Genomic DNA, 19,643 nt, shown 5'->3' with positions numbered 1-19,643 from the left:
AATACTCATGAATACAGAAAATCGGAACACAGAAAATAAGACCAGTTTTGGAACGCCAGGGATGTCGGCATGGATGCTTTCTATGTTAATCAGCCTGATGTTACTTGCCCCCAATGCCATGGCTCAGCAGCAGGTAACCGGAACCGTCATTGATGCCGAGACCGAAGAAACCCTGCCGGGGGTAAACATCCGGGTAAAAGATACCAATCGTGGAACCACGACCAATGCACAGGGACAGTTTACCATACGGCTCGATTCTACCCAAACGGTGCTGGTTTTTTCATTTGTAGGATTTGTAACACAGGAAGTGGATGTTGCCAATCAAACCGAAGTGACGGTAGTGATGCAGCCAGACGTGGGCGAGCTGGATGAGCTGGTAGTGATAGGTTATGGCGCCGTACGAAAACGGGATGTAACGGGGTCAGTAAGCCGTGTGCAAGCCGATGATATTGATGATGTAACCAGCCTGAATGCGGAACAATCACTTCAGGGTAAAGTGAGTGGCGTACAAATTACTACTACCTCCGGGGCACCCGGTGCTTCTGCGGCCGTGCGCATTCGTGGCGTGGGCACGTTCAACAACTCTTCGCCCATTTATGTAGTGGATGGAGTAATTCTGGATGATATTTCTTTTCTGAATCCCGCGGATATCGAATCCATGGAAATCTTGAAAGACGCCTCGGCTACCGCTATTTACGGCTCTCGTGGGGCAAATGGAGTTGTTTTAGTTCAGACCAAAAGCGGCTCCAGCGCTAAAGATGGCCCGGTGGTAACTGTATCTGCAGAAGCGGGTCTTCAACAACTGGAGCGAGAAATTGACCTCTTGAACGGCCGGCAATTTGCCATCATTGCGAACGAAATTCGCGCAGGCTCTTACAACAATGTAGATGCCGTGCCCAACACTAACTGGCAAAATCAGATTTTTGATATCGCGCCTACTCAAAATCACCAGGTATCCATTAGCGGTTCCGGTGAACGCTCCGACTATTACGTAAGCCTGGGGTATTATCAACAGGCCGGTATCATTGACAAATCCAATTATGAGCGGCTGAGCCTGAAAATTAACAACACTTACCGCATCAACGAGCAGGTTAAATTTGGGAATAACTTCACGATTGCCCCTTATAAACAGCGTGTGGCTCCCGGGGTAACTTTTTCAGCCTATCGGGCACAACCTTTATTAGAACCCTATTACGATGACGGAAGCTTCGGGGTGGTGTACAATGTAGGTAACCCGCTGGCCGATCTCGCCTATTCTAACAATTACAATAGCGGGGTTCGCTTTGTGGGTAACGTATTTGGCGAGGTAATTGTGGCGGAAGATTTCCTAATCCGAAGCAGCTTTGGTACCGATGCCGCTCTGAACCGAAATAAGAACTTTACCCCGGCCTATACCATCTACAACCCGGATGGTACCGCCTCTCAGCAAAACAACGAATACAGTGATCTGTTTAAGGGAGAAGGTATCAACTATTCCTGGCTGTGGGAAAATACGGTGAACTATATTGCGGATTTTGACAAGCACCAGGTGAATGTTGTGGGGGGACTAACCATGCAGCAAACCCGCTCTGAAGTAATCAGGCTTTCCGGTCAAAATGTGATCCGTGACGGAGAAGATTTTTGGTATATCGAGCCGTCTTACATCGTGGATGAAGCCAACAACATCAATATGCTTTCCTCCATCATGAACGGCGTGGATCCCAATCAGTATTACAGTATGCTGTCGTACCTGGGGCGGGTGGTGTATTCCTACGATAACAAGTACATGACCACCATAACTATGCGTCGCGATGGCTCCTCCAAATTTGCAGAAGGCAACCGCTGGGGAACCTTTCCATCCTTTGCTTTGGGCTGGAACATAGACCGGGAATCATTTATGCAGGAGTTTGAGACTCTCAGCAACCTGAAGCTACGTGCCAGCTGGGGAAAAATCGGGAATGAGAAAATTACGTATTACGATCGCTTCTCTCGCGTGGATGCCGGCTTGCTGGCCGTATTTGGCAATCCCGATGCCGCCTATCCCGGTGCCACCTATGGCAAAACAGGAAATCCCGATCTAACCTGGGAAACCACCACCCAAACCGATATCGGGCTGGAGTTTGGATTCTGGGAGCGCCGCCTGACCGGTGAAATTGATTTCTATAATCGGGAAACCGATGACATCCTGGTAGAACTCTCCACGCCAGGACATCTCGGAAACGGACAGGGCGAACGGGTTCGCTACAACGCCGCCTCCGTGCTTAATCGCGGGATTGAATTTAGCCTGGGCTGGGAAGATAACTTTGGCGAACTGGGCTATGCCGTAAATGTAGTGGGTAACACTATCCATAACGAAGTACAGGCTATTGGTGGGAATGCCGGTATCGACTCGGTACTGATTGGCGGCGGACTGGCCAATGGGCAAACCGTGACGCGATCCACCGTAGGTCAGCCGATTGGAGCTTTTTATGGATATAAAACCGATGGCATCTTCCAAAATCAGTCGGAACTGGACAGCTACCCAAGTATGTCGCAGGCGGGTGTTGGCGATCTGCGCTTTAAAGATATAAATGGCGACGGTGAAATTAATGGCGATGACCGGACCTTTATCGGCTCGCCCATCCCGGATTTTGTGTACGGCTTTTCTGTTGACCTGAATTACAAAAACTGGGATATGTCGGTAGGCCTGCAGGGGCAATATGGCAACGAAATCTTTAACGGCAAAAACGTAGTCCGCCCCGATCCCTACAACTTTGAGGCCCATGTGTGGGATCGCTGGACCGGCGAGGGCACCAGCAATTCCGAACCCCGGCCTTCTTATGGCGGCTATAACTATCTGCCTTCCGATCGCTTTATTCAGGATGGCTCGTACCTGAGGCTTCGAAGCCTGGTGATCGGCTACAGCCTTCCGGTTAATCTCACAGAAAAATTAGGCCTGAGCCGCGCCCGTGTGTATATGAAAGGAACCAACCTGTTCACGTGGACCAAATACACCGGCTACACCCCGGAAATTGGCAGCGGAGATGTGCTTTCAAACGGTATTGATACGGGGATATATCCTATCCCGCGCGTCGTTTATCTCGGATTCAACACAACATTTTAAAGACAGACCCATGAAGAACATCAAGAATATTCTTTCCATTGTACTGTTAACGTTCCTGCTTTGGGGCTGCGAGGATTTTCTGAGCGTAAATCCCCAAAGTGAGCTCACGCAAGAGGCCTATCCCACTACCGCAGCGGATGCCTTGCAATCCACCAATGCCGTGTACGCCACCTTGCGCGACTGGCACTACCACAGCGGCGGTTTTCCCATCCTGGATATTATGTCGGATGATGCCCACAAAGGCAGTAGTCCCGATGATGCCGCCAATACCGTTGGTCCGTATGATGACTTCACCCATTCGCCTACGCAGGACGGGTTAGATCGCTGGTGGAACGTGCTGTATGAAGGCATCCGGCGCGCCAATATTGTGGTGCAGGAAGTACCAACTATTGAAATGAATGAAAACCTGAAGAACCGCTACCTCGCCGAAGCGCGCTTTCTGCGGGGGCTGTACTACTTTGATTTGGTACGTGCTTTTGGTGGCGTACCGCTGGTCACCTCACCAGAACCGGAATTGCAGGTTCCAAGAGCTTCAAGAGATGATACTTTTGCCCAAATTATTGCAGACCTGGAATTCGCAGCTGAAACCCTGCCTCCAAAAAGTGAATACGGCGGTGATGACCTCGGCCGGGCGACACGCGGTGCAGCCCAGGCACTTTTGGCCCGTGTGTATTTATTCCGGGGTGATTTTGCACAGGCCGAGAGCTACGCAATGGATGTGATTGACTCCGGCGAATATGGTCTGGAACCTGAGTTCGTAGATGCCAACGGACAAGATGGGGAACACGGGATAGAATCCGTATTTGAAATTGGCGCGGTAGCCACGGGCAGCGTGGAAGGCAACCAGTATGCCAACACCCAAGGCGTAAGAGGTACTCCAAACCGCGGATGGGGCTTTAACCGTCCATCTATTGATTTGCGGGAAGCCTTTGCTGAAGGCGATCCCCGGGAGAGCGGAACCATTATTGAGCTGGGTGATGTGATTGACGGCATCGAAATTCTCGGCGATAGCAGCACTCCAGACGAGATGACCGACGAGCAGGGTAATGTAATCCAGATTGAAAGCTATAACCGCAAGGTGTGGATTCCCGGCACCTCCACTAATACCCAATTTGGCCACAACCGGCGCCTCATCCGATATGCCGATGTGCTGCTGATGGCTGCCGAAGCCCTGAATGAAAACAACCAGCCCGTGGCTGCTCTCATTTACCTGAACCAGGTACGTGAGCGTGCACGGCAGGGAAATGCTTCTATCCTCCCCGATATCACTGAGACAAACAAAGACGCCCTTCGCGACATTATTCTGCATGAGAGAAGGGTAGAACTGGCTTTGGAAGGGCATCGGTTCTGGGACTTGGTTCGCACCGGGGAAGCCCCGGACGTACTGGGTCCGCTTGGTTTTACTGAAGGCAAACATGAAGTACTGCCAATCCCGCAAAGCGAAATCGATCTCTCACAAGGTACACTCACTCAAAACGAAGAATGGTAATCACCCCGGTTTTTAATTGAAACAATCCAACCTAAATCCAATCGCTATGAAATCTAAAAACTCACTACTAACCCTGATAGCAGCTCTTGCCATGGTGGCTGTGTTGTTCCAGGCCTGCGGTAACGACAGCGGCCCGAAAGAACTAAACATAGAATCCATGACGGTAGGAGGTGCTGACCTGAACGCGGCTACCTCTCCCGAAGATGTGGCTGTGGACGCAACCATTGAAGTCACTTTTAATTCCGATATCAAGGCAGAGACGGCTACTTCAGCCAACATCACCCTGGTACAGGATTATGATGATTCCATGATCCCCATTGATATTTCAGTGGAAGGAGCCACCTTAACCATCGACCCGGAAATTGATTTGGGAACCGGTGCCCTGTATCAGCTGAACCTGACTGCAGGTTTACTTAATTCCGACGATCAGCCGCTGGCCCAAACCTCACGTACTTTCACTACCACCGGCACATTCAGCCCTCCGGGTATGATTGCTAACTGGACCTTTGAAGGCACCGCCGACGACCAGGCGGGTTCATATAATCCCACTGCAAATGGCGTGGTAGATATCGAGTATACCGCCAGCCGGAATTCCGCTGCCGGACAAGCCGCTACCTTCAATGGCAACACCAGCATCATCGAAATTCCCAACGGTGACGACTTGATTACTACCGATGACTTCACCATCAGTTTTTGGGTGAAAGCTAACTCCGATCACATGAATGCAGACGGCAATCCTGCCGGACATTTTGTAATGGGGTTAGGCGCACACATGGGGCTGCAGTTTGAGATCTTCGGCAATTACGACGGAGCTAAATTTGCCATCCAGTATGAGCATGCCGAAGGCTCTGCTGCCGAAGACATGTGGTTCCCCGCCGAAGCAACCGATGCCAACAGCGGCGGATGGCAGGGATGGGATTACGCCCGCAGCCTGAGTGTGGAAGAAATGCAGGCCAAACTTAAAGACAACTGGCTGCACGTAACCTACACCTTTAATGGCGCCGAACGTAAAGGAATACTGTATTACGACGGCGAAATTATGAAAAGCTTCGACTTTGACCTGTGGCCTGAAGGCGATGCCAAACGCACCGTTAGCGGCATGACCTATGCCGGGAATGAGCCAGATGTAGTAAATGAGCTGGCCTTTGGATTTATCCATTCCCGCGCCGGCACCATGTGGGATCAAGAGCCCTGGGGCGGTTACGACTTCCCGGGAGCAAACCATTTCAAAGGTCAGTTAGATGACATAAAAATCTATCACAAAGTGCTTACGGAAACAGAAATCCGGCTGATGTATGAGTCTGAAGAATAGGCCGTATCAGTAGCATAGTAGCAAACAGTAGTAAATGGGAGGGACGGTGCCTGCACCTCTCTCCCATTATTTACCATTTCATACCGGGCATTTATTACCTGAGAACAAGTAGCACTCACTTTTGATGTATCACAGATTTTCTCTCTTTAAACATTTTATACGGGCATTGTTAACCCTGTTGATTCTTGCAGGCTGTAAGGATAACAGTCCGGGACAGCAACCGGGCACGTTCCAATTACTGAAGGTGCAAGCCGACGGCAAGACCTTATCGGCCAGCCAGGCTAATAACGAAATTTCTATTATGGCAGTATTCCGGGTTGAATTTTCAGCCCCGGTGGATACGGCTGCAGTACCCAATAACGTACTTATTGCCGAACAGGAATCGGGTGCACCTGTGGAGTTGGAGTTCTCTTTTGAAGATGAACAACGGACCATTACCGCTACCCCTGTACACTCCTTGAAACGAAAGACGGCCTACCGGCTGGACATCACCGAAAACATCCAATCTGCTGAAGGCGGGGAATTCCCCGGCGTGAGCTACTCTTTTGAAACCAAACAGGGCGAAGTTATGCTCACCTCGGCAACGGCAAATGGTGAAGAGTTGTCTGAGCGGCAGGTGCTTCGTGAAGTAGCTTACGATAACATTGAACTTTCCTTCACCTTTTCAGAACCGCTGAACCCGCAAGATTTCCAGTCTTACATCAGTGTGAGCCCGACCGTACCTAATCAAATTCAGCTATCCGAAGACAGCCTGCGGGTTACCATCACAAACAATGAAGCCGCGGATTACTACCGGCATTATACCGTCAGCATCAGCGGCAACCTCACTTCCGCTGCCGGAGCTGCTTTTGAAGGTTACCAGGCCACTTTTCAAACCGGGCTCAATCCTGAGTACAAATTCCCCGAGATTTCGGACGAGCAGTTGCTCACCAACATTCAGGAAGCCACTTTCGGGTATTTCTGGGATTTTGCCCACCCCGTAAGCGGCTTGTCGCGCGAGCGTAACACCTCCGGCGATATTGTAACCACCGGCGGCAGCGGTTTTGGGTTGATGGCGATCCTGGTGGGCATACACCGGGGCTTTATCACCCAACAACAAGGTGTTGAGCGGCTGGATAAAATCACGGATTTCCTGCAAAAAGCTGATCGTTTTCACGGAGCCTGGGCCCACTGGATGAACGGCGCAACCGGCGATGCCGTGGCCTTCAGCACCTACGACGATGGCGGCGACCTGGTGGAAACAGCTTTTATGGCCCAGGGACTTATCACCGTTCGCGAATACCTGAAACAAGAGGCCCCCAATGAAACGGAACTGATCAATCGCATTGACGGGTTGCTTGATACCATTGAATGGGACTGGTACACCCGGGGCGGACAAAATGTGCTGTACTGGCACTGGTCGCCCGAGCACGAATGGCGGATGAATATGCCGATCAAAGGATATAATGAGGCGCTGATTGTGTATGTGCTGGCGGCTGCTTCTGAAACTCACGGAATTGAGCCTGAGGTTTATCACGAAGGCTGGGCTTCCTCCGGTGCTATCGAGAACGGGCAGGAATTTTATGGAATCAACCTGCCGGTGGGCTACGATTATGGCGGGCCGCTCTTTTTTGCGCACTACTCATTTTTGGGATTAGATCCCCGCAACCTGTCCGATACCTATGCGGATTACTGGCAGCAAAACAGAAATCATACCCTCATAAACCACGAGCACAGTATCCGGAATCCAAACAGCTATGTGGGCTACAGCGCCGACAGTTGGGGCCTCACCGCCAGCGACAATCCCTTTGGATACCAAGCGCATGAGCCCACCCGCGACAACGGAACCATCACCCCTACGGCGGCAGTTTCGTCATTGCCTTACACTCCGGAAGAATCCATGGATGCCATCCGCCACTTTTACTACGTGCTGGGCGATAAGCTGTGGGGTGAATACGGTTTCCACGATGCCTTCAACCCCACCGAAACCTGGTGGGCCAACTCGTACCTGGCCATCGACCAGGGTCCCATTATTATAATGATTGAAAACCACCGCTCCGGTTTATTGTGGGACCTGTTTATGAAAGCGCCTGAAATAGAGGACGCTCTGGACGAATTGGGTTTTAGCTCTGATTAGCAACCGTTCAACAAGATATTTTTAAAGACCAAAAAAAGCTTAATTGTCATGAAAAAAAGAAGTGTAGTTCTATTTAGCCTAAGCCTGATAATGTTGATTGCCGGTGCTTGTACCAGTCCGTCCCCCGGAGATTCTGAAGAAGAGCGCATTGCCCAAAAAGCAGATTCGGTGTTAGCGATGATGACGCTGGAGGAAAAAATAGGGCAAATGACCTTGTTTACCAGCGATATGGACCAGACGGGAGCATTCCTGCGTTCGGAATACAAATCGGATATAAAGAAAGGCCGGGTGGGGGCTATTTTTAATGCCTATGGCGCCGAATACACCCGCGAGCTGCAACGGATGGCGGTGGAAGAAAGTCGCCTCGGTATCCCGCTGTTGTTTGGATATGATGTGGTGCACGGACACCGAACCATCTTTCCGGTGCCCCTGGCCGAAGCCTCCAGCTGGGATATTGATATGATGCAAAAAACCGCAGAGGTCGCTGCCCGTGAAGCGGCCGCCGAAGGCCTCCACTGGACCTTTGCTCCTATGGTGGATATTTCCCGCGATCCGCGCTGGGGACGAATCGTGGAGGGAGCCGGAGAAGACACTTACTTGGGATCTAAAATAGCTGCTGCTAAAGTACGAGGCTTTCAGGGAGATGACCTCTCAGAGCTGGAAACAGTAGCAGCCACCGTAAAACACTTTGTGGGCTACGGAGCCGCTAAAGCCGGACGCGATTATCACAGTGTGGATATGTCGGACCGGGAGCTACGTGAGGTCTATCTGCCGCCGTTTAAAGCAGCCATTGATGCCGGCGCAGTCTCTGTTATGACAGCTTTTAATGATTTGAACGGCATCCCCGCCACCGCCAATGAGTACTTGTTTAAGGATATTTTGCGGGATGAATGGGGTTTTGACGGTTTTGTGGTGACCGACTATACCGCCATCATGGAGTTGCTGCACCACCGGGTAGCCAAAGATGCAGCACATGCCAGCGAGCTGGCCCTGGATGCCGGTGTGGACATGAGTATGCAGGACGGTTTTTACCAGGAAACGCTGGCGGATTTGGTGGAACAGGACCGCATCAGCGAGGCCCAGATTGATGAGGCCGTGGCGAATATTCTGCGCGTTAAGTTTCAGCTGGGTTTATTTGATGATCCTTACCGCTACAGTTCGGAAGAGCGGCAGAAAGCTGAAATCATGAAGCCGGAGAATATAGAAACGGCCCGGGAAATGGCCCGCAGTGCTATGGTGCTTTTGAAAAACGATAACCAAACGCTGCCCATCAGTAAATCCGTAGAAACGGTAGCTGTGATTGGGCCAATGGGCGACAACCAACGGGATATGATCGGCAGCTGGTCGGCCGCCGGCGACTGGGCAAAATCGGTGAGTTTACTGGAAGGCTTGAAAAACAATATGCCGGAGGTGGATTTTATACACGCCAAAGGCGCCGATATTGAAGGCGACAGCCGTGAAGGTTTTGCTGAAGCTATTGCTGCCGCCCGTCAGGCTGATTTTGTGATACTGGCCCTGGGCGAAGCCTACTGGATGAGCGGCGAAGCAGCCAGCCGTACCGACATCAGTCTGCCCGGCGTGCAGGAAGAACTGGCTCAAGAAATCCATAAAATAGGCAAGCCTACAGCCGCAGTGCTCATGAACGGCCGCCCTCTAACCATCAATTGGCTGGATGAGAACATTCCCGCCATCCTGGAAACCTGGTACCTGGGCACCACCGCCGGCGATGCCATTGCCGACGTGCTGTTTGGCGACTACAACCCCTCCGGAAAACTTCCGGTTACCTTTCCGCGCAGCGTGGGGCAAATTCCCATCCATTACGATATGAAGAGCACCGGCCGTCCATTTGATGCGGATAACAAATACACTTCCAAATACCTGGATTCTCCCAACGAGCCGCTGTACGTATTTGGGCACGGCCTCAGCTACACCACTTTTGATTACAGCCCGGTGTCCCTGTCTTCCCGAAATATGAAGACCTCCGACAGTCTGCAGGTGGAAGTCACTGTGACCAATACCGGGGAGTATGCCGGCGAAGAAGTGGTTCAACTGTATATACAGGATAAAGTAGCCTCGGTAGCTCGCCCGGTTCAGGAATTAAAAGGATTCAAAAAGATAAAGCTGGAACCTGGTGCTTCCGAAAAAGTGGAATTCACCATCACTAACGATGATCTTTCATTTTACCGTAAAGGCATGAATTACGGCTCCGAGCCGGGGGAGTTTGTGGTATTTGTAGGAGGGAATTCCCGCGACACGCAATCCGCAGAGTTTGTGCTTGAGGAGTGAGGTATTTCTATAAAATATAGCACGGCTCGCCTGAGCCGTGTAAAATTTGTTGTATAGGTTCATCTAAGTAGCATTGTGCAGGAAGCCTATCGATAAAACAAATTGCTCAGTTCAACAGGACCCTAACCCTGTCCCTTTCCCTCCGGCGAGTAGAATCAAACTATTTTATCATTGGCATTGCCGCAGGGCAAGGGGACGCTGTGGTGATATTCTTGGTAGTTAGTATAATCCAAGTGATAAAATTATTATGATGTATTGTGAGGGTAACATATCTGTCCACTAAAAACTTATCATTCCCGGGATCTCTTAAGTCTTTAGCGAGGCAAAAAAGTAGCCAAGACCCTCTTGTCATTCGAGCGGTGACTTAAAGAGTTTAAGCACTGTAAGTCTCCTGACTTATTTCAACAAATGGCCTTTCTTTAGCACACGAGTCTGGAGACTCGTAATAGCCTTTACTTTCCAGTCTCCGCTTCGCTAAAGACTGAAAAGATCACTAATAGTTTTATTATTGAAATATATGGATTCATCGAAACCTCCAAGGTTTTTAAAACCTTGGAGATTTGTGGTGGTCCTATTTTCGGGCCGTCCCCACGGGACTTCTTTCCCAATTCACTTCTACCACGGAGTGAACTCCGTGGTTATATTCGGCCATCCCTATGGGATTTTTTGGTTGAATCTTAGTGGCATTAACTGTGATGTTTGGGATTTGTATGATGGACAGTTCGGCTCCAACTTTTTTCCCATTCGGACAGGTGAAACTGTTTCAGCTATCGCAAAAGAGTTCCCCTCCGGGGAAGGGATTAAGGGGTGGGTAATGGTGTCAAGGAATGGATGATTGATTTCCGGCAACCGATTTTCCATGAATTCTCCGAGAAAGCCGGCCTGTTTTTGCCAAAGATTCGTAGGTCGGGCAGATTTGCCCGACAATTGGTGAGCACAGCTGCCAACATGGACGGATAAATCTATCCGTCCTACGTCTTAAACAAATGAATTGTAGGAATCGCAAGATAAACTGTGATATCTGTGATTTGTTTGATATGCTGTGATAGTAGCTTATTGATTACCAAGGTGGATCAACATCATCACACCCATCACAGTTAAAAACGGAAGCTGCAATTAAGCAGTTGGGCTAAAACGAGTATCTGAAAAATCTTCAATCTTTAATCTGCAATTTTCAATCATAATACGCCTCAATCTCCTCCAGCCTCTCATCAATCATTTCCCGCGGCTACCCACATTTGACCCCGTTCGGGGTCGACACCTAAGAAATCACGGTAACCCTTCAATCCCTAAAATCAAGGTTCGAAATATGAACCGAGATCGTCCCCTCTATCTGTGTTCCATTACCTTTCACAGTTTCGAGCTTTTGTAGCAAACCAAAACTTGCGGATGTTATACTAAAGTGACCCTCAGCTTTCATAAGCTGTGATTTATTCGCTTCAATCTTTGAAAATCAACGGGTAGTTCACCATATTCTCTGTTCATCATACCTATCAACAAAATGAAACTACCATGAAAAAAGTAAGCACGTTCTTTGTAAGCATGTTTTTGATTGCCCTGATAGCCGTTCCACTACAGGCACAGGATGAGATGAAGACTCTGTTTGAGGGGCAGTTCAACTATGCATCACGAATTTTAGAGTTAGCTGAAACGATGCCGGCGGATACGTATTCCTGGCGGCCGGAAGAGGATGTTCGATCCGTTGGGGAAGTGTACACACATATTGTGCAAGCCAATTATATGATGCTAAACTCGCTTGGCATATCAGCCCCCGAAGGCGTTGATGTGGAAGCTATCGGTTCATTGACTGAGAAAGATGAAATTGTAGAAGCACTGGCTGAATCTATTAGCTTTGTGTCGGCGGCTGTGAAAGATTTGCCTGCGGAGAAACTATCTGAACAGGTGGAACTGTTTGGCAGAACGACTAATGGTGAAGGTGTACTCATGTTCATTCTAAATCATACAAGCGAGCATGTAGGACAGTCCATAGCGTATGCCCGGATGAACAATGTGACGCCACCCTGGAGTGAGTAAAATAGAATAGCTAAAACGGGTACAGTTTTGCTCAACTTAAATATGTACTGTTCCTCAACCCAGCCTCGGCCAACAACCATGCTACTTTTATCCATTGGGTGGAGATTTGCAGGCGGAATGATGCATAGGAAATCCTGAAAATGCTTCCATCCTTCGATCATGTTTCAAAATATTATCCGTGATTTTCTCCAGAATGTGTGTTATCTCCGGCCCATACCTCTTCATGTTTTTAGGTGTAAGTTATCTGTTTGCTGGTTCATTGAGGTAGTATAAATAAATGGGGCGCCCAATAAGCACACAAGCTTTAATTTGTTATCTTTCCCGGGCAGAAAACAAGTACAACCATTTAGTGGAGTGGAGTTCAGCCAATGCGCCGTTTTTTGGCCTTTTTACTGGTAGCTTTGGTCGCAGATTTTTCAACCGGTATAGCTCAGGTTAGCTATCAGGTTAGCAATTACCGGGTGAATGAATCACGAGCCGGCAATCAAAACTGGGATATTGCCAGCGATGGCTCACAACAAATTTTTGTGGCCAATAATTACGGCCTGTTGGTGCTGGAAAATTCAAACTTTAGCCTTCATGAATTACCCGGCCGTACCATCTTCCGTTCGGTGGCCTACATTAATGAAAAGATCTTTACCGGATCATTTGAGGATTTTGGTTTTTGGGAAGAGGATGAGTCCGGGGAGCTTCGGTATCATTCCCTTGCTACCCGCCTCGAGAACCCGGACTTAAACAACGATGAAATCTGGAAAATCATAGAACATCAAGGCAAGGTCTATTTCCACAGCTTTGGGACGGTATACGGCTATGACCCCGAAACCGAAGACGTGTACCGACTGCCCACGCCCGGCTCCATGATGTTTCTGAACCCTGCCGGAGGGAAGGTATACACCCAGGCTATACAGGGACCCATGTACCGACTGCAGGATGATGCGTTTATTCCCGTTGAAGGCAGCAATTTTCTGCAAGATGAAGAGGTGAAATCTGTCATAAGCCTGCCCGACAGCCTGCTTCTTATCGGTACTTCAAAAGGGCTATATAGGTATGATGGCGATACGTTTACCAGCTGGCAGGCCGAGAACAAGGAAGAAGTGGTGCGTAATAATATCAACACCATGATCCGCACCGAAGATAAGATCATCATCGGGACTATTTTGAACGGGCTGTACATTTATGATCTTAACTTCCAGCTTCTGAAAAACCTGAACACCCAAAATCGCCTTCAAAACAATACAATTTTGTCACTGGAAGTAGATCCTTTCCAAAACCTGTGGGTGGGTATGGACAAGGGGCTGGACTACATTGCATTTGACACCCCGGTGCATAGCTACCGTGAAGAGCTGGAGGACATTGGCAGTGTGTATGCCGCCGCTCTGTTCAATAGCGAGCTGTATATCGGCACCAACCAAGGCATTTACTGGTTCAAACAGGATGAAAACGGCAATTTTTATGATAAGGAGCTGGTGCCCGGTTCGCAGGGTCAGGTATGGTTCATTAAGGAATTTGATGGAAAATTATACAGCGGCCTTAACGACGGCACCTACGTAATTGAGAACAAGCAGCTACAAAAAATTGGGATGGTGCATGGCGGATACAACCTGAAAGCCTATCCAAAAGAAAACCAGGATTTATTGTTACAAAGCACCTACAGCGACTTGGTGGCTTATCAAAAAAATGAGAGCGGTATCTGGGAACAGGCCTATCCGCTATCCGGGTTTCAGTCGCCGGCCCGGTTCCTGGAATTTGATCATATGGGAAATATCTGGTTGGGGCATACGGTAAAAGGCCTCTTTCGTCTCCAGCCCAATATACAGCTCAATAAGATTGACCAGGTTACAGAGATGGGAAGCAATTATGGGCTGCCCCAAAGCACCAATAAATTATTTAAGCTCGACACCCGCATTATGACTTCAATCGGGGATACGCTGTACCAGTGGAATGCCATTGATGAACAGTTTGTGCCCTATACCGGCCTGGATGAGTACTTCACGGAAAAAGGGAGCGTTGCTAACATATCGCCGGCGGGCCAGGAGCAGTACTGGGTGATAAAGGGAGAAGAAATCAATTTGTTTGAGATTTATTTCAATTCCATACAGCTGCGCTACCGTTTGTTGCCCCAGATGTATGATTTTAAGTTGATTGAGGGATATGAAAAAATCATCCCCCTAAATCAAAACCTACACCTTATTTGCCTGGACGATGGGTTTGCCATCCTAAACATGGATATGGTTGAACGCTCAAAGTATCCCGTACCCTCGGTTGATATACAACCCGCCGTGGCAACCAGCTCTCAGGGTGAAATTACCATGGTTAAAGCACCTGACACAGAACTTTCGTACCGTGATAATACGGTGGAGTTTAACTGGTCTACTTCGCAAGTAGCGGGTAATCGCGCCTTTTTTCAATACAAACTGGAAGGGCTGGAAACGGAGTGGAACAGCTGGACTACCGATACTCAGACCCGGTATCTGCGCCTGCCACCGGGTGGTTATACATTTTCAGTACGATCCATTGGCCCGAATGGACTTGTCACAGAGACTGCGTCTTTTCCCTTTTCGATCAATCCGCCTTGGTACTCTTCAACTCAGATGTTCATCCTGTATGTGGTTTTGTTCATCAGTTTAGTGCTGATGGGACGTTTTTATATCTCCAGAAAACGCTGGAAAGAATTAGGTAAGGATTTGGAAGAGAAGCATAGAAAGATGGTGAGGGATCGTGAAAAAGCAGAGAAAAAAATCATCAAACTAAACAATGAGAAGCTGCAGGAAAAGATAGAGCACCGGTCAGCTCAACTGGCCTCCAATACCATGGCCATGATGCGGAAAAATAACCTGCTAAATACCATTCAACAGGAACTGGAAAAACAGAAAGAAGACCTTGGCGATCAGCTGCCCGACAAATACTACAAAAAACTAAATAAGCTGATTGAAGATGGCATTGAGGATGAACATGAGTGGGAAATTTTTGAACAGCTTTATAATGAAGCGCACGGCGACTTTTTTAAACGCTTAAAAGAAACCTATCCTCAGCTCACGCCCAGTGATTTACGCTTGTGTGCTTATTTGCGGATGAACCTTTCCTCGAAAGAAATTGCTCCGCTGCTGAATATTTCTGTTCGGGGCGTAGAAGAACGCCGCTACCGGCTTCGCAAACGTTTGGACCTCTCCACCGATACCAACCTTACTGAATTGATTATGACGTTTTGAGAGCTTTAATATTCAGGATGCTTTAGTTCTTAAGTCATTACGCGGTAACGGCCCGGCTTGTGGTTGATAGCCAGTATAATATTTAAAGCCACCGCTGCAAGAACTGAAAAAGCCAGCGCTTTCCAATCTACAATAAAAAAGGCAGCGAGGATAATGATGGTATCAATGAGCATCTGGAATTTACCGGCGCTAATGCCATAGTTATCCTGCAGGAATATAGCCATGATGTTAAGCCCGCCCAGACTTGCATTGTGACGAAACAACATCAACAGGCCGCTGCCAATCAGGAAGCCGCCAAAAAGAGCTGCGAAAAAGGGGTTGATCTCTCCAAACTCAAAAACCATGGGAACCATCTCGCTGGCAAAAGAAACCGTGAATACGGCTAAGAAGGTTTTGATAGTGAATTCCCATCCCAGCTTTTTTATAGCCAGTACATAAAAGGGTAGGTTGATGACAAAGAAAACCGGGCCAAAAGTGAGGGAAGTTGAATATTGAGTAAGAAAAGCCACACCGGCGGTTCCTCCAATCAAAAAATTCATGTGGGTAAAAATAGCGATACCAAAAGAGGCAAAAAGGGCACCCATAAGAATGCCCTGTACGTCATCCAAAATACTGTGTTTGGGAGGGTCGGGGAGTTGCTTTTCTTTGTTTTGGGTATTTTTTACAGAGGTAGTGGTTGAGTCCGTATCGGTCATCTAAGTATTGGGTTCGTCTCTTATGAGTAATAATATGGCGGCATGAGGCACAATCAGGTACTTCTCGTTCTCAAATTCAATCTCGTAGGCCTGCTTTTTTAGAAATATGGCGAGGTCACCCGCAATTGCCTGCATGCCAATGTATTTGGTATCGGTACTGCCTTTCCAGGTTTCTTCAATTTCGGTGTTGGGGATGGGATAGCCCGGACCGGTTTTAACAATATAGCCGCTCTGGATTTCTTCCTTTTCTTTAACAGAGGCCGGAAGTACCAACCCGCTGCGGGTATGGGTTTCCATATCACGCGGTTTTATGAGCACGCGATCGCCCACTACCACAAATTTTTCGACTGAGTTCAGATATTCTTGTATCATACAGCGCAATTATTAGTAAAAGGACAAAGATAAGGAATTTGCTGCTTTGGTAAATCATTGTGTTACGGGATTGCAGCAAATCTTATAATGAAAAATCACAGAAACTCACTCATCATTCATGAATAATAAACTTTGTGTTATAACCGGTGCTAATTCAGGCATTGGTTTCGAAACAACGAAAGCTCTTGCGGAAAAAGGCGCCTATACGGTGATGGTTTGCCGGAATGAAGATAAAGCCGAGCAAGCCCGCCAAAAAATCATAGATGAAACCGGAAATCGTGGCATTGAAATAGTGCTGTGTGATTTTGCCATCCAGTCAGAAATACGCCAGGCTGCCCAAAAGATAACAGATGAGTACAAACAGATTGATGTGCTGATTAATAATCATGGTTTCCTCGCATCAGAAAAAGAGGAAACGGTGGATGGCCTGGAGAAAACCTTTGCCGTTAACCATATTGGATACTTTTTGTTTACGAACCTGCTATTGCCACAGCTCAAAAAAGCTGATTCGGCACGTATTGTCAGCGTAGCCTCGGATGCCCATCAGGGTGGGACCTTTGATCCGGATAACCTGCAGCTGCATGAAGGCTATAAACCATTCAAAGCGTATTGCAACTCAAAGCTATTCAATATCATGTTTACTACAGCACTGGCTAACCGTCTGGCTGAGACCAGTGTAACCGCCAACTGCTTACATCCGGGAGTGATAGCATCTAATTTTGCGCAAAGTGGCAGCTGGTTTATGAGCACCATGTTTAAGCTGATGGGGCCGTTCCTCACCTCCCCGGAAAAGGGTGCGGAAACCTCAATTTATCTTGCAAGTTCGCCAGAAGTAGAAGGCGTTAACGGGGCTTATTTTAAAGACAAAAAAGCGGCCACTCCTTCTAAAACAGCAAGAGATGAAGAAGCGGCCGAATTGCTTTGGGATATCAGTAAAAAGTTGTGTGGGATTTAATTGTCTAAATAGCTCACAACGTAGCTTTATTTCATTCTGGTAACTAATACACCCACTATCATCACAGCAGCTGATATAATGATGGGTACGTAATTGCCGGTACTAACGGCTACATCTGCACCGAAGGCTTCAAATGATTCTGAGTTTTGGAAATATTGGTAGGAAAAGTAAATGACTCCTAATAATCCCCCACCTGCTAGTATACTGCCTATGGTCTTTTTCATGGTTTAGTAGATTTATTTGTGTTCAAAAAAGTGAAAGTAACAGGACTTTGTCATATTCCATGGTGTCAGCAATGGAAATACCCCTGTTGGTCAACGTATTGCACCAAATGCGGTGCAACTTTATACACACTACTACTTTGATATGCTGCAAAAGTTCCGAAAAGGGCGAAGAACGGCGTTTTTGGCAACTTAAGGAATGAAAATATAGATGAATGGCGGGGTAGGTATCAGAAAAAGAAAAGAATAAAAAAATGGGCAAGCGACCTATATCACGCCGCTACGACCAGATTACCGCTGCTGCGTTCCCGCCCTGACGGAGTTCAAAGGGAGCTGGCTGTATAGGACTTGCCCATGAATCTCAAAGATAAGGCTTATCCTACGCCACTATCAAGAAATAATTTGAGATGATTTTGTAGAGCGAGACTAATCTGAACTTTTAGGAAAATAACGGTATAACAGCCCCGTGTTTATTTTTATCTTTAATGCTTTATATCATCTAAATAAGTAAGAATCTCATGCCTGAATTTCCGGCCTACATTTTACCTGTACTCATCTTTTTTGCACGTATAGCAGATGTTTCTTTGGGAACACTGCGTATTACCATGGTCTCACGGGGATATAAATTGGCCTCTGCGGCTCTCGGCTTTTTCGAGGTGCTTATTTGGGTGATTGTGGTAGCTCAGCTACTCACCAACCTGGATCACTGGGTGAATTACGTGGCTTATGCTGCGGGCTTTTCTGCCGGAACGTTCATCGGTTTGTACATTGAAGACAAGGTGAAGGTGGGCACGGTACTGGTGCGTATTATTACCTTACAAAAAGCTGAAGAACTCATTGAGGCATTAAAAGCAGCGGGGGTAGCGGTCACCAGTGTAGATGGCAAAGGAGGCTTCAATGACGTAAAAGTTATTTTTAGTGTGATGAAGCGCAAGAAGCTGAATCAGGTATTCGATATCGTAAAAGAAATTGATGAGGATGCTTTTTTCTCTTCCGAGGATGTTAAGTACTCCAACAAACATCATGACCACATGGTAGATCCCGATCAGCGTAGCCCCATTGATCGCCTCCTCCGCATCCGTAAGGGATTATAGTTGTGTAAGGTGTTAGGCTTTAGGTTCAAGGCGCAAGAAAAATCTAAAACCTAAAAACTAATACCTAACACCTAAAATCTTGCGACTTGTGCCTAATCTCCACTACCCTTTCCGCAAATAATCATTTAGTTTTGCGCCCGTCATTTAAACCAACAAATTTTATGTCTGACAACTGGATTTACGATCACGATGAACCCAAAGCGCGCTATTCTCTGGGCGAGGAAGGAGACAATCCGCTCGTTTGTTTTGGGGTGAATCCCAGTACAGCCGTACCCGGTAACCTCGATCCAACGGTGGCTTCTGTGGCTCGTTTTGCCGAAGCCCGTGGCTATGATGGCTGGCTGATGTTTAATCTTTACCCACAGCGCGCCACCAATCCCGATAAGATGCATAAACGGTTTCAAAAGCAGCTACATCTAAAAAATGTAGATGCCATTGAAGAATGGGTGTCTGGTAAATCGCTGGATGTTTGGTGCGCCTGGGGTACCTTGATTGAAAAGCGTGATTACCTGAGCCGCTGCCTCTCCGATATTTATGAGGTACTGGACGGAAGTGGCTGTACGTATTTTAAACGCGGACGCATCTCCAAAGCCGGACATCCTCATCATCCGCTCTACCTCAAAAAAACTGCCCCTCCCGAAGTGTTTGACCTGGATGGTTACGTGCGGAATTTGTAGGCAACTGCGAGGCACAGCCTCGCCGGGCTTTTACTTTTGAGGTGCAACCTCAAAAGATCTATTAACAACCAACTGGTGCAAGCGTCCCGCTTGGACCGAAA

The 19,643-nt window shown here is 48.0% G+C and carries 13 protein-coding genes and 1 other RNA gene; 10 read left to right on the top strand and 4 right to left on the bottom strand.

All coding sequences use genetic code 11. From position 1 onward, the window contains the following. Positions 1–7 precede the first annotated feature (7 nt). From FN815_RS05315 to FN815_RS05285, 7 genes are all read left to right on the top strand, one after another. Positions 8–3,082: a SusC/RagA family TonB-linked outer membrane protein gene (locus FN815_RS05315; protein ID WP_142453576.1), complete on the top strand. Its 3,075-nt coding sequence runs from the start codon at positions 8–10 to the stop codon at positions 3,080–3,082. A gap of 10 nt (positions 3,083–3,092) precedes the next feature. Further along, positions 3,093–4,571 carry a RagB/SusD family nutrient uptake outer membrane protein gene (locus FN815_RS05310; RefSeq protein WP_185957174.1) on the top strand — a complete coding sequence of 493 codons (1,479 nt, stop codon included), beginning with the start codon at positions 3,093–3,095 and terminating at the stop codon, positions 4,569–4,571. 46 nt (positions 4,572–4,617) lie between these two features. Continuing rightward, positions 4,618–5,883, top strand: coding sequence for an Ig-like domain-containing protein (locus FN815_RS05305; RefSeq protein WP_142453574.1), 1,266 nt, complete (start codon positions 4,618–4,620; stop codon positions 5,881–5,883). Positions 5,884–6,007: 124 nt separating this feature from the next. Next, a complete protein-coding gene (locus FN815_RS05300; RefSeq protein WP_142453619.1) occupies positions 6,008–7,999 on the top strand; it encodes a glucoamylase family protein in 1,992 nt (663 codons plus the stop codon). Positions 8,000–8,047: 48 nt separating this feature from the next. After that, positions 8,048–10,285 carry a beta-glucosidase BglX gene (bglX, locus tag FN815_RS05295; protein WP_142453573.1) on the top strand — a complete coding sequence of 746 codons (2,238 nt, stop codon included), beginning with the start codon at positions 8,048–8,050 and terminating at the stop codon, positions 10,283–10,285. Positions 10,286–11,797: 1,512 nt separating this feature from the next. Beyond that, a complete protein-coding gene (locus tag FN815_RS05290; RefSeq protein WP_142453572.1) occupies positions 11,798–12,319 on the top strand; it encodes a DinB family protein in 522 nt (173 codons plus the stop codon). A gap of 368 nt (positions 12,320–12,687) precedes the next feature. After that, positions 12,688–15,528 (top strand): helix-turn-helix and ligand-binding sensor domain-containing protein, encoded by a 2,841-nt coding sequence (locus FN815_RS05285; protein ID WP_142453571.1) that lies wholly within the window; start codon positions 12,688–12,690, stop codon positions 15,526–15,528. Between the two features lie 29 nt (positions 15,529–15,557). On the opposite strand, the gene FN815_RS05280 is transcribed toward FN815_RS05285, so the two are convergent. Beyond that, positions 15,558–16,112, bottom strand: a complete 555-nt coding sequence (locus tag FN815_RS05280; protein ID WP_342780477.1) for a YitT family protein — start codon at positions 16,110–16,112, stop codon at positions 15,558–15,560. A gap of 111 nt (positions 16,113–16,223) precedes the next feature. Continuing rightward, positions 16,224–16,595, bottom strand: coding sequence for a co-chaperone GroES (locus FN815_RS05275; RefSeq protein ID WP_185957173.1), 372 nt, complete (start codon positions 16,593–16,595; stop codon positions 16,224–16,226). Positions 16,596–16,713: 118 nt separating this feature from the next. On the opposite strand from FN815_RS05275, the gene FN815_RS05270 reads away from it, so the two are divergent. Next, a complete protein-coding gene (locus FN815_RS05270) occupies positions 16,714–17,550 on the top strand; it encodes an SDR family oxidoreductase (protein ID WP_142453569.1) in 837 nt (278 codons plus the stop codon). 26 nt (positions 17,551–17,576) lie between these two features. Here the strand turns inward: FN815_RS05270 and FN815_RS05265 are convergent, their stop codons facing one another. Beyond that, entirely contained in the window at positions 17,577–17,774 is a 198-nt protein-coding gene (locus FN815_RS05265; RefSeq protein ID WP_142453568.1) for a hypothetical protein, read from the bottom strand. Between the two features lie 250 nt (positions 17,775–18,024). After that, positions 18,025–18,125, bottom strand: an RNA gene (gene ffs / locus FN815_RS05260) — signal recognition particle sRNA small type. Positions 18,126–18,289: 164 nt separating this feature from the next. Between ffs and FN815_RS05255 the strand changes: the two genes are divergently transcribed. Both FN815_RS05255 and FN815_RS05250 read left to right on the top strand, forming a co-directional pair. After that, the gene (locus FN815_RS05255) at positions 18,290–18,865 is read left to right on the top strand and encodes a DUF2179 domain-containing protein (RefSeq protein WP_142453567.1); all 576 of its coding nucleotides are present in this window, start codon (positions 18,290–18,292) and stop codon (positions 18,863–18,865) included. 161 nt (positions 18,866–19,026) lie between these two features. Then, entirely contained in the window at positions 19,027–19,542 is a 516-nt protein-coding gene (locus tag FN815_RS05250; RefSeq protein WP_142453566.1) for a DUF1643 domain-containing protein, read from the top strand. The last annotated feature ends 101 nt before the right edge of the window (positions 19,543–19,643 follow it).

Origin of the sequence: Gracilimonas mengyeensis, from assembly GCF_900182705.1 — a bacterium.
Lineage (GTDB): Bacteria > Bacteroidota > Rhodothermia > Balneolales > Balneolaceae > Gracilimonas > Gracilimonas mengyeensis.
This window is presented reverse-complemented; position numbering and strand designations above follow the sequence as displayed.

Coding starts and splice junctions, on each gene's coding strand:
- FN815_RS05315 (WP_142453576.1), top strand. CDS start 8: ATGAATACAGAAAATCGGAACACAGAAAATAAGACCAGTTTTGGAACG.
- FN815_RS05310 (WP_185957174.1), top strand. CDS start 3,093: ATGAAGAACATCAAGAATATTCTTTCCATTGTACTGTTAACGTTCCTG.
- FN815_RS05305 (WP_142453574.1), top strand. CDS start 4,618: ATGAAATCTAAAAACTCACTACTAACCCTGATAGCAGCTCTTGCCATG.
- FN815_RS05300 (WP_142453619.1), top strand. CDS start 6,008: ATGTATCACAGATTTTCTCTCTTTAAACATTTTATACGGGCATTGTTA.
- bglX (WP_142453573.1), top strand. CDS start 8,048: ATGAAAAAAAGAAGTGTAGTTCTATTTAGCCTAAGCCTGATAATGTTG.
- FN815_RS05290 (WP_142453572.1), top strand. CDS start 11,798: ATGAAAAAAGTAAGCACGTTCTTTGTAAGCATGTTTTTGATTGCCCTG.
- FN815_RS05285 (WP_142453571.1), top strand. CDS start 12,688: ATGCGCCGTTTTTTGGCCTTTTTACTGGTAGCTTTGGTCGCAGATTTT.
- FN815_RS05280 (WP_342780477.1), bottom strand. CDS start 16,112: ATGGGTGCCCTTTTTGCCTCTTTTGGTATCGCTATTTTTACCCACATG.
- FN815_RS05275 (WP_185957173.1), bottom strand. CDS start 16,595: ATGATACAAGAATATCTGAACTCAGTCGAAAAATTTGTGGTAGTGGGC.
- FN815_RS05270 (WP_142453569.1), top strand. CDS start 16,714: ATGAATAATAAACTTTGTGTTATAACCGGTGCTAATTCAGGCATTGGT.
- FN815_RS05265 (WP_142453568.1), bottom strand. CDS start 17,774: ATGAAAAAGACCATAGGCAGTATACTAGCAGGTGGGGGATTATTAGGA.
- FN815_RS05255 (WP_142453567.1), top strand. CDS start 18,290: ATGCCTGAATTTCCGGCCTACATTTTACCTGTACTCATCTTTTTTGCA.
- FN815_RS05250 (WP_142453566.1), top strand. CDS start 19,027: ATGTCTGACAACTGGATTTACGATCACGATGAACCCAAAGCGCGCTAT.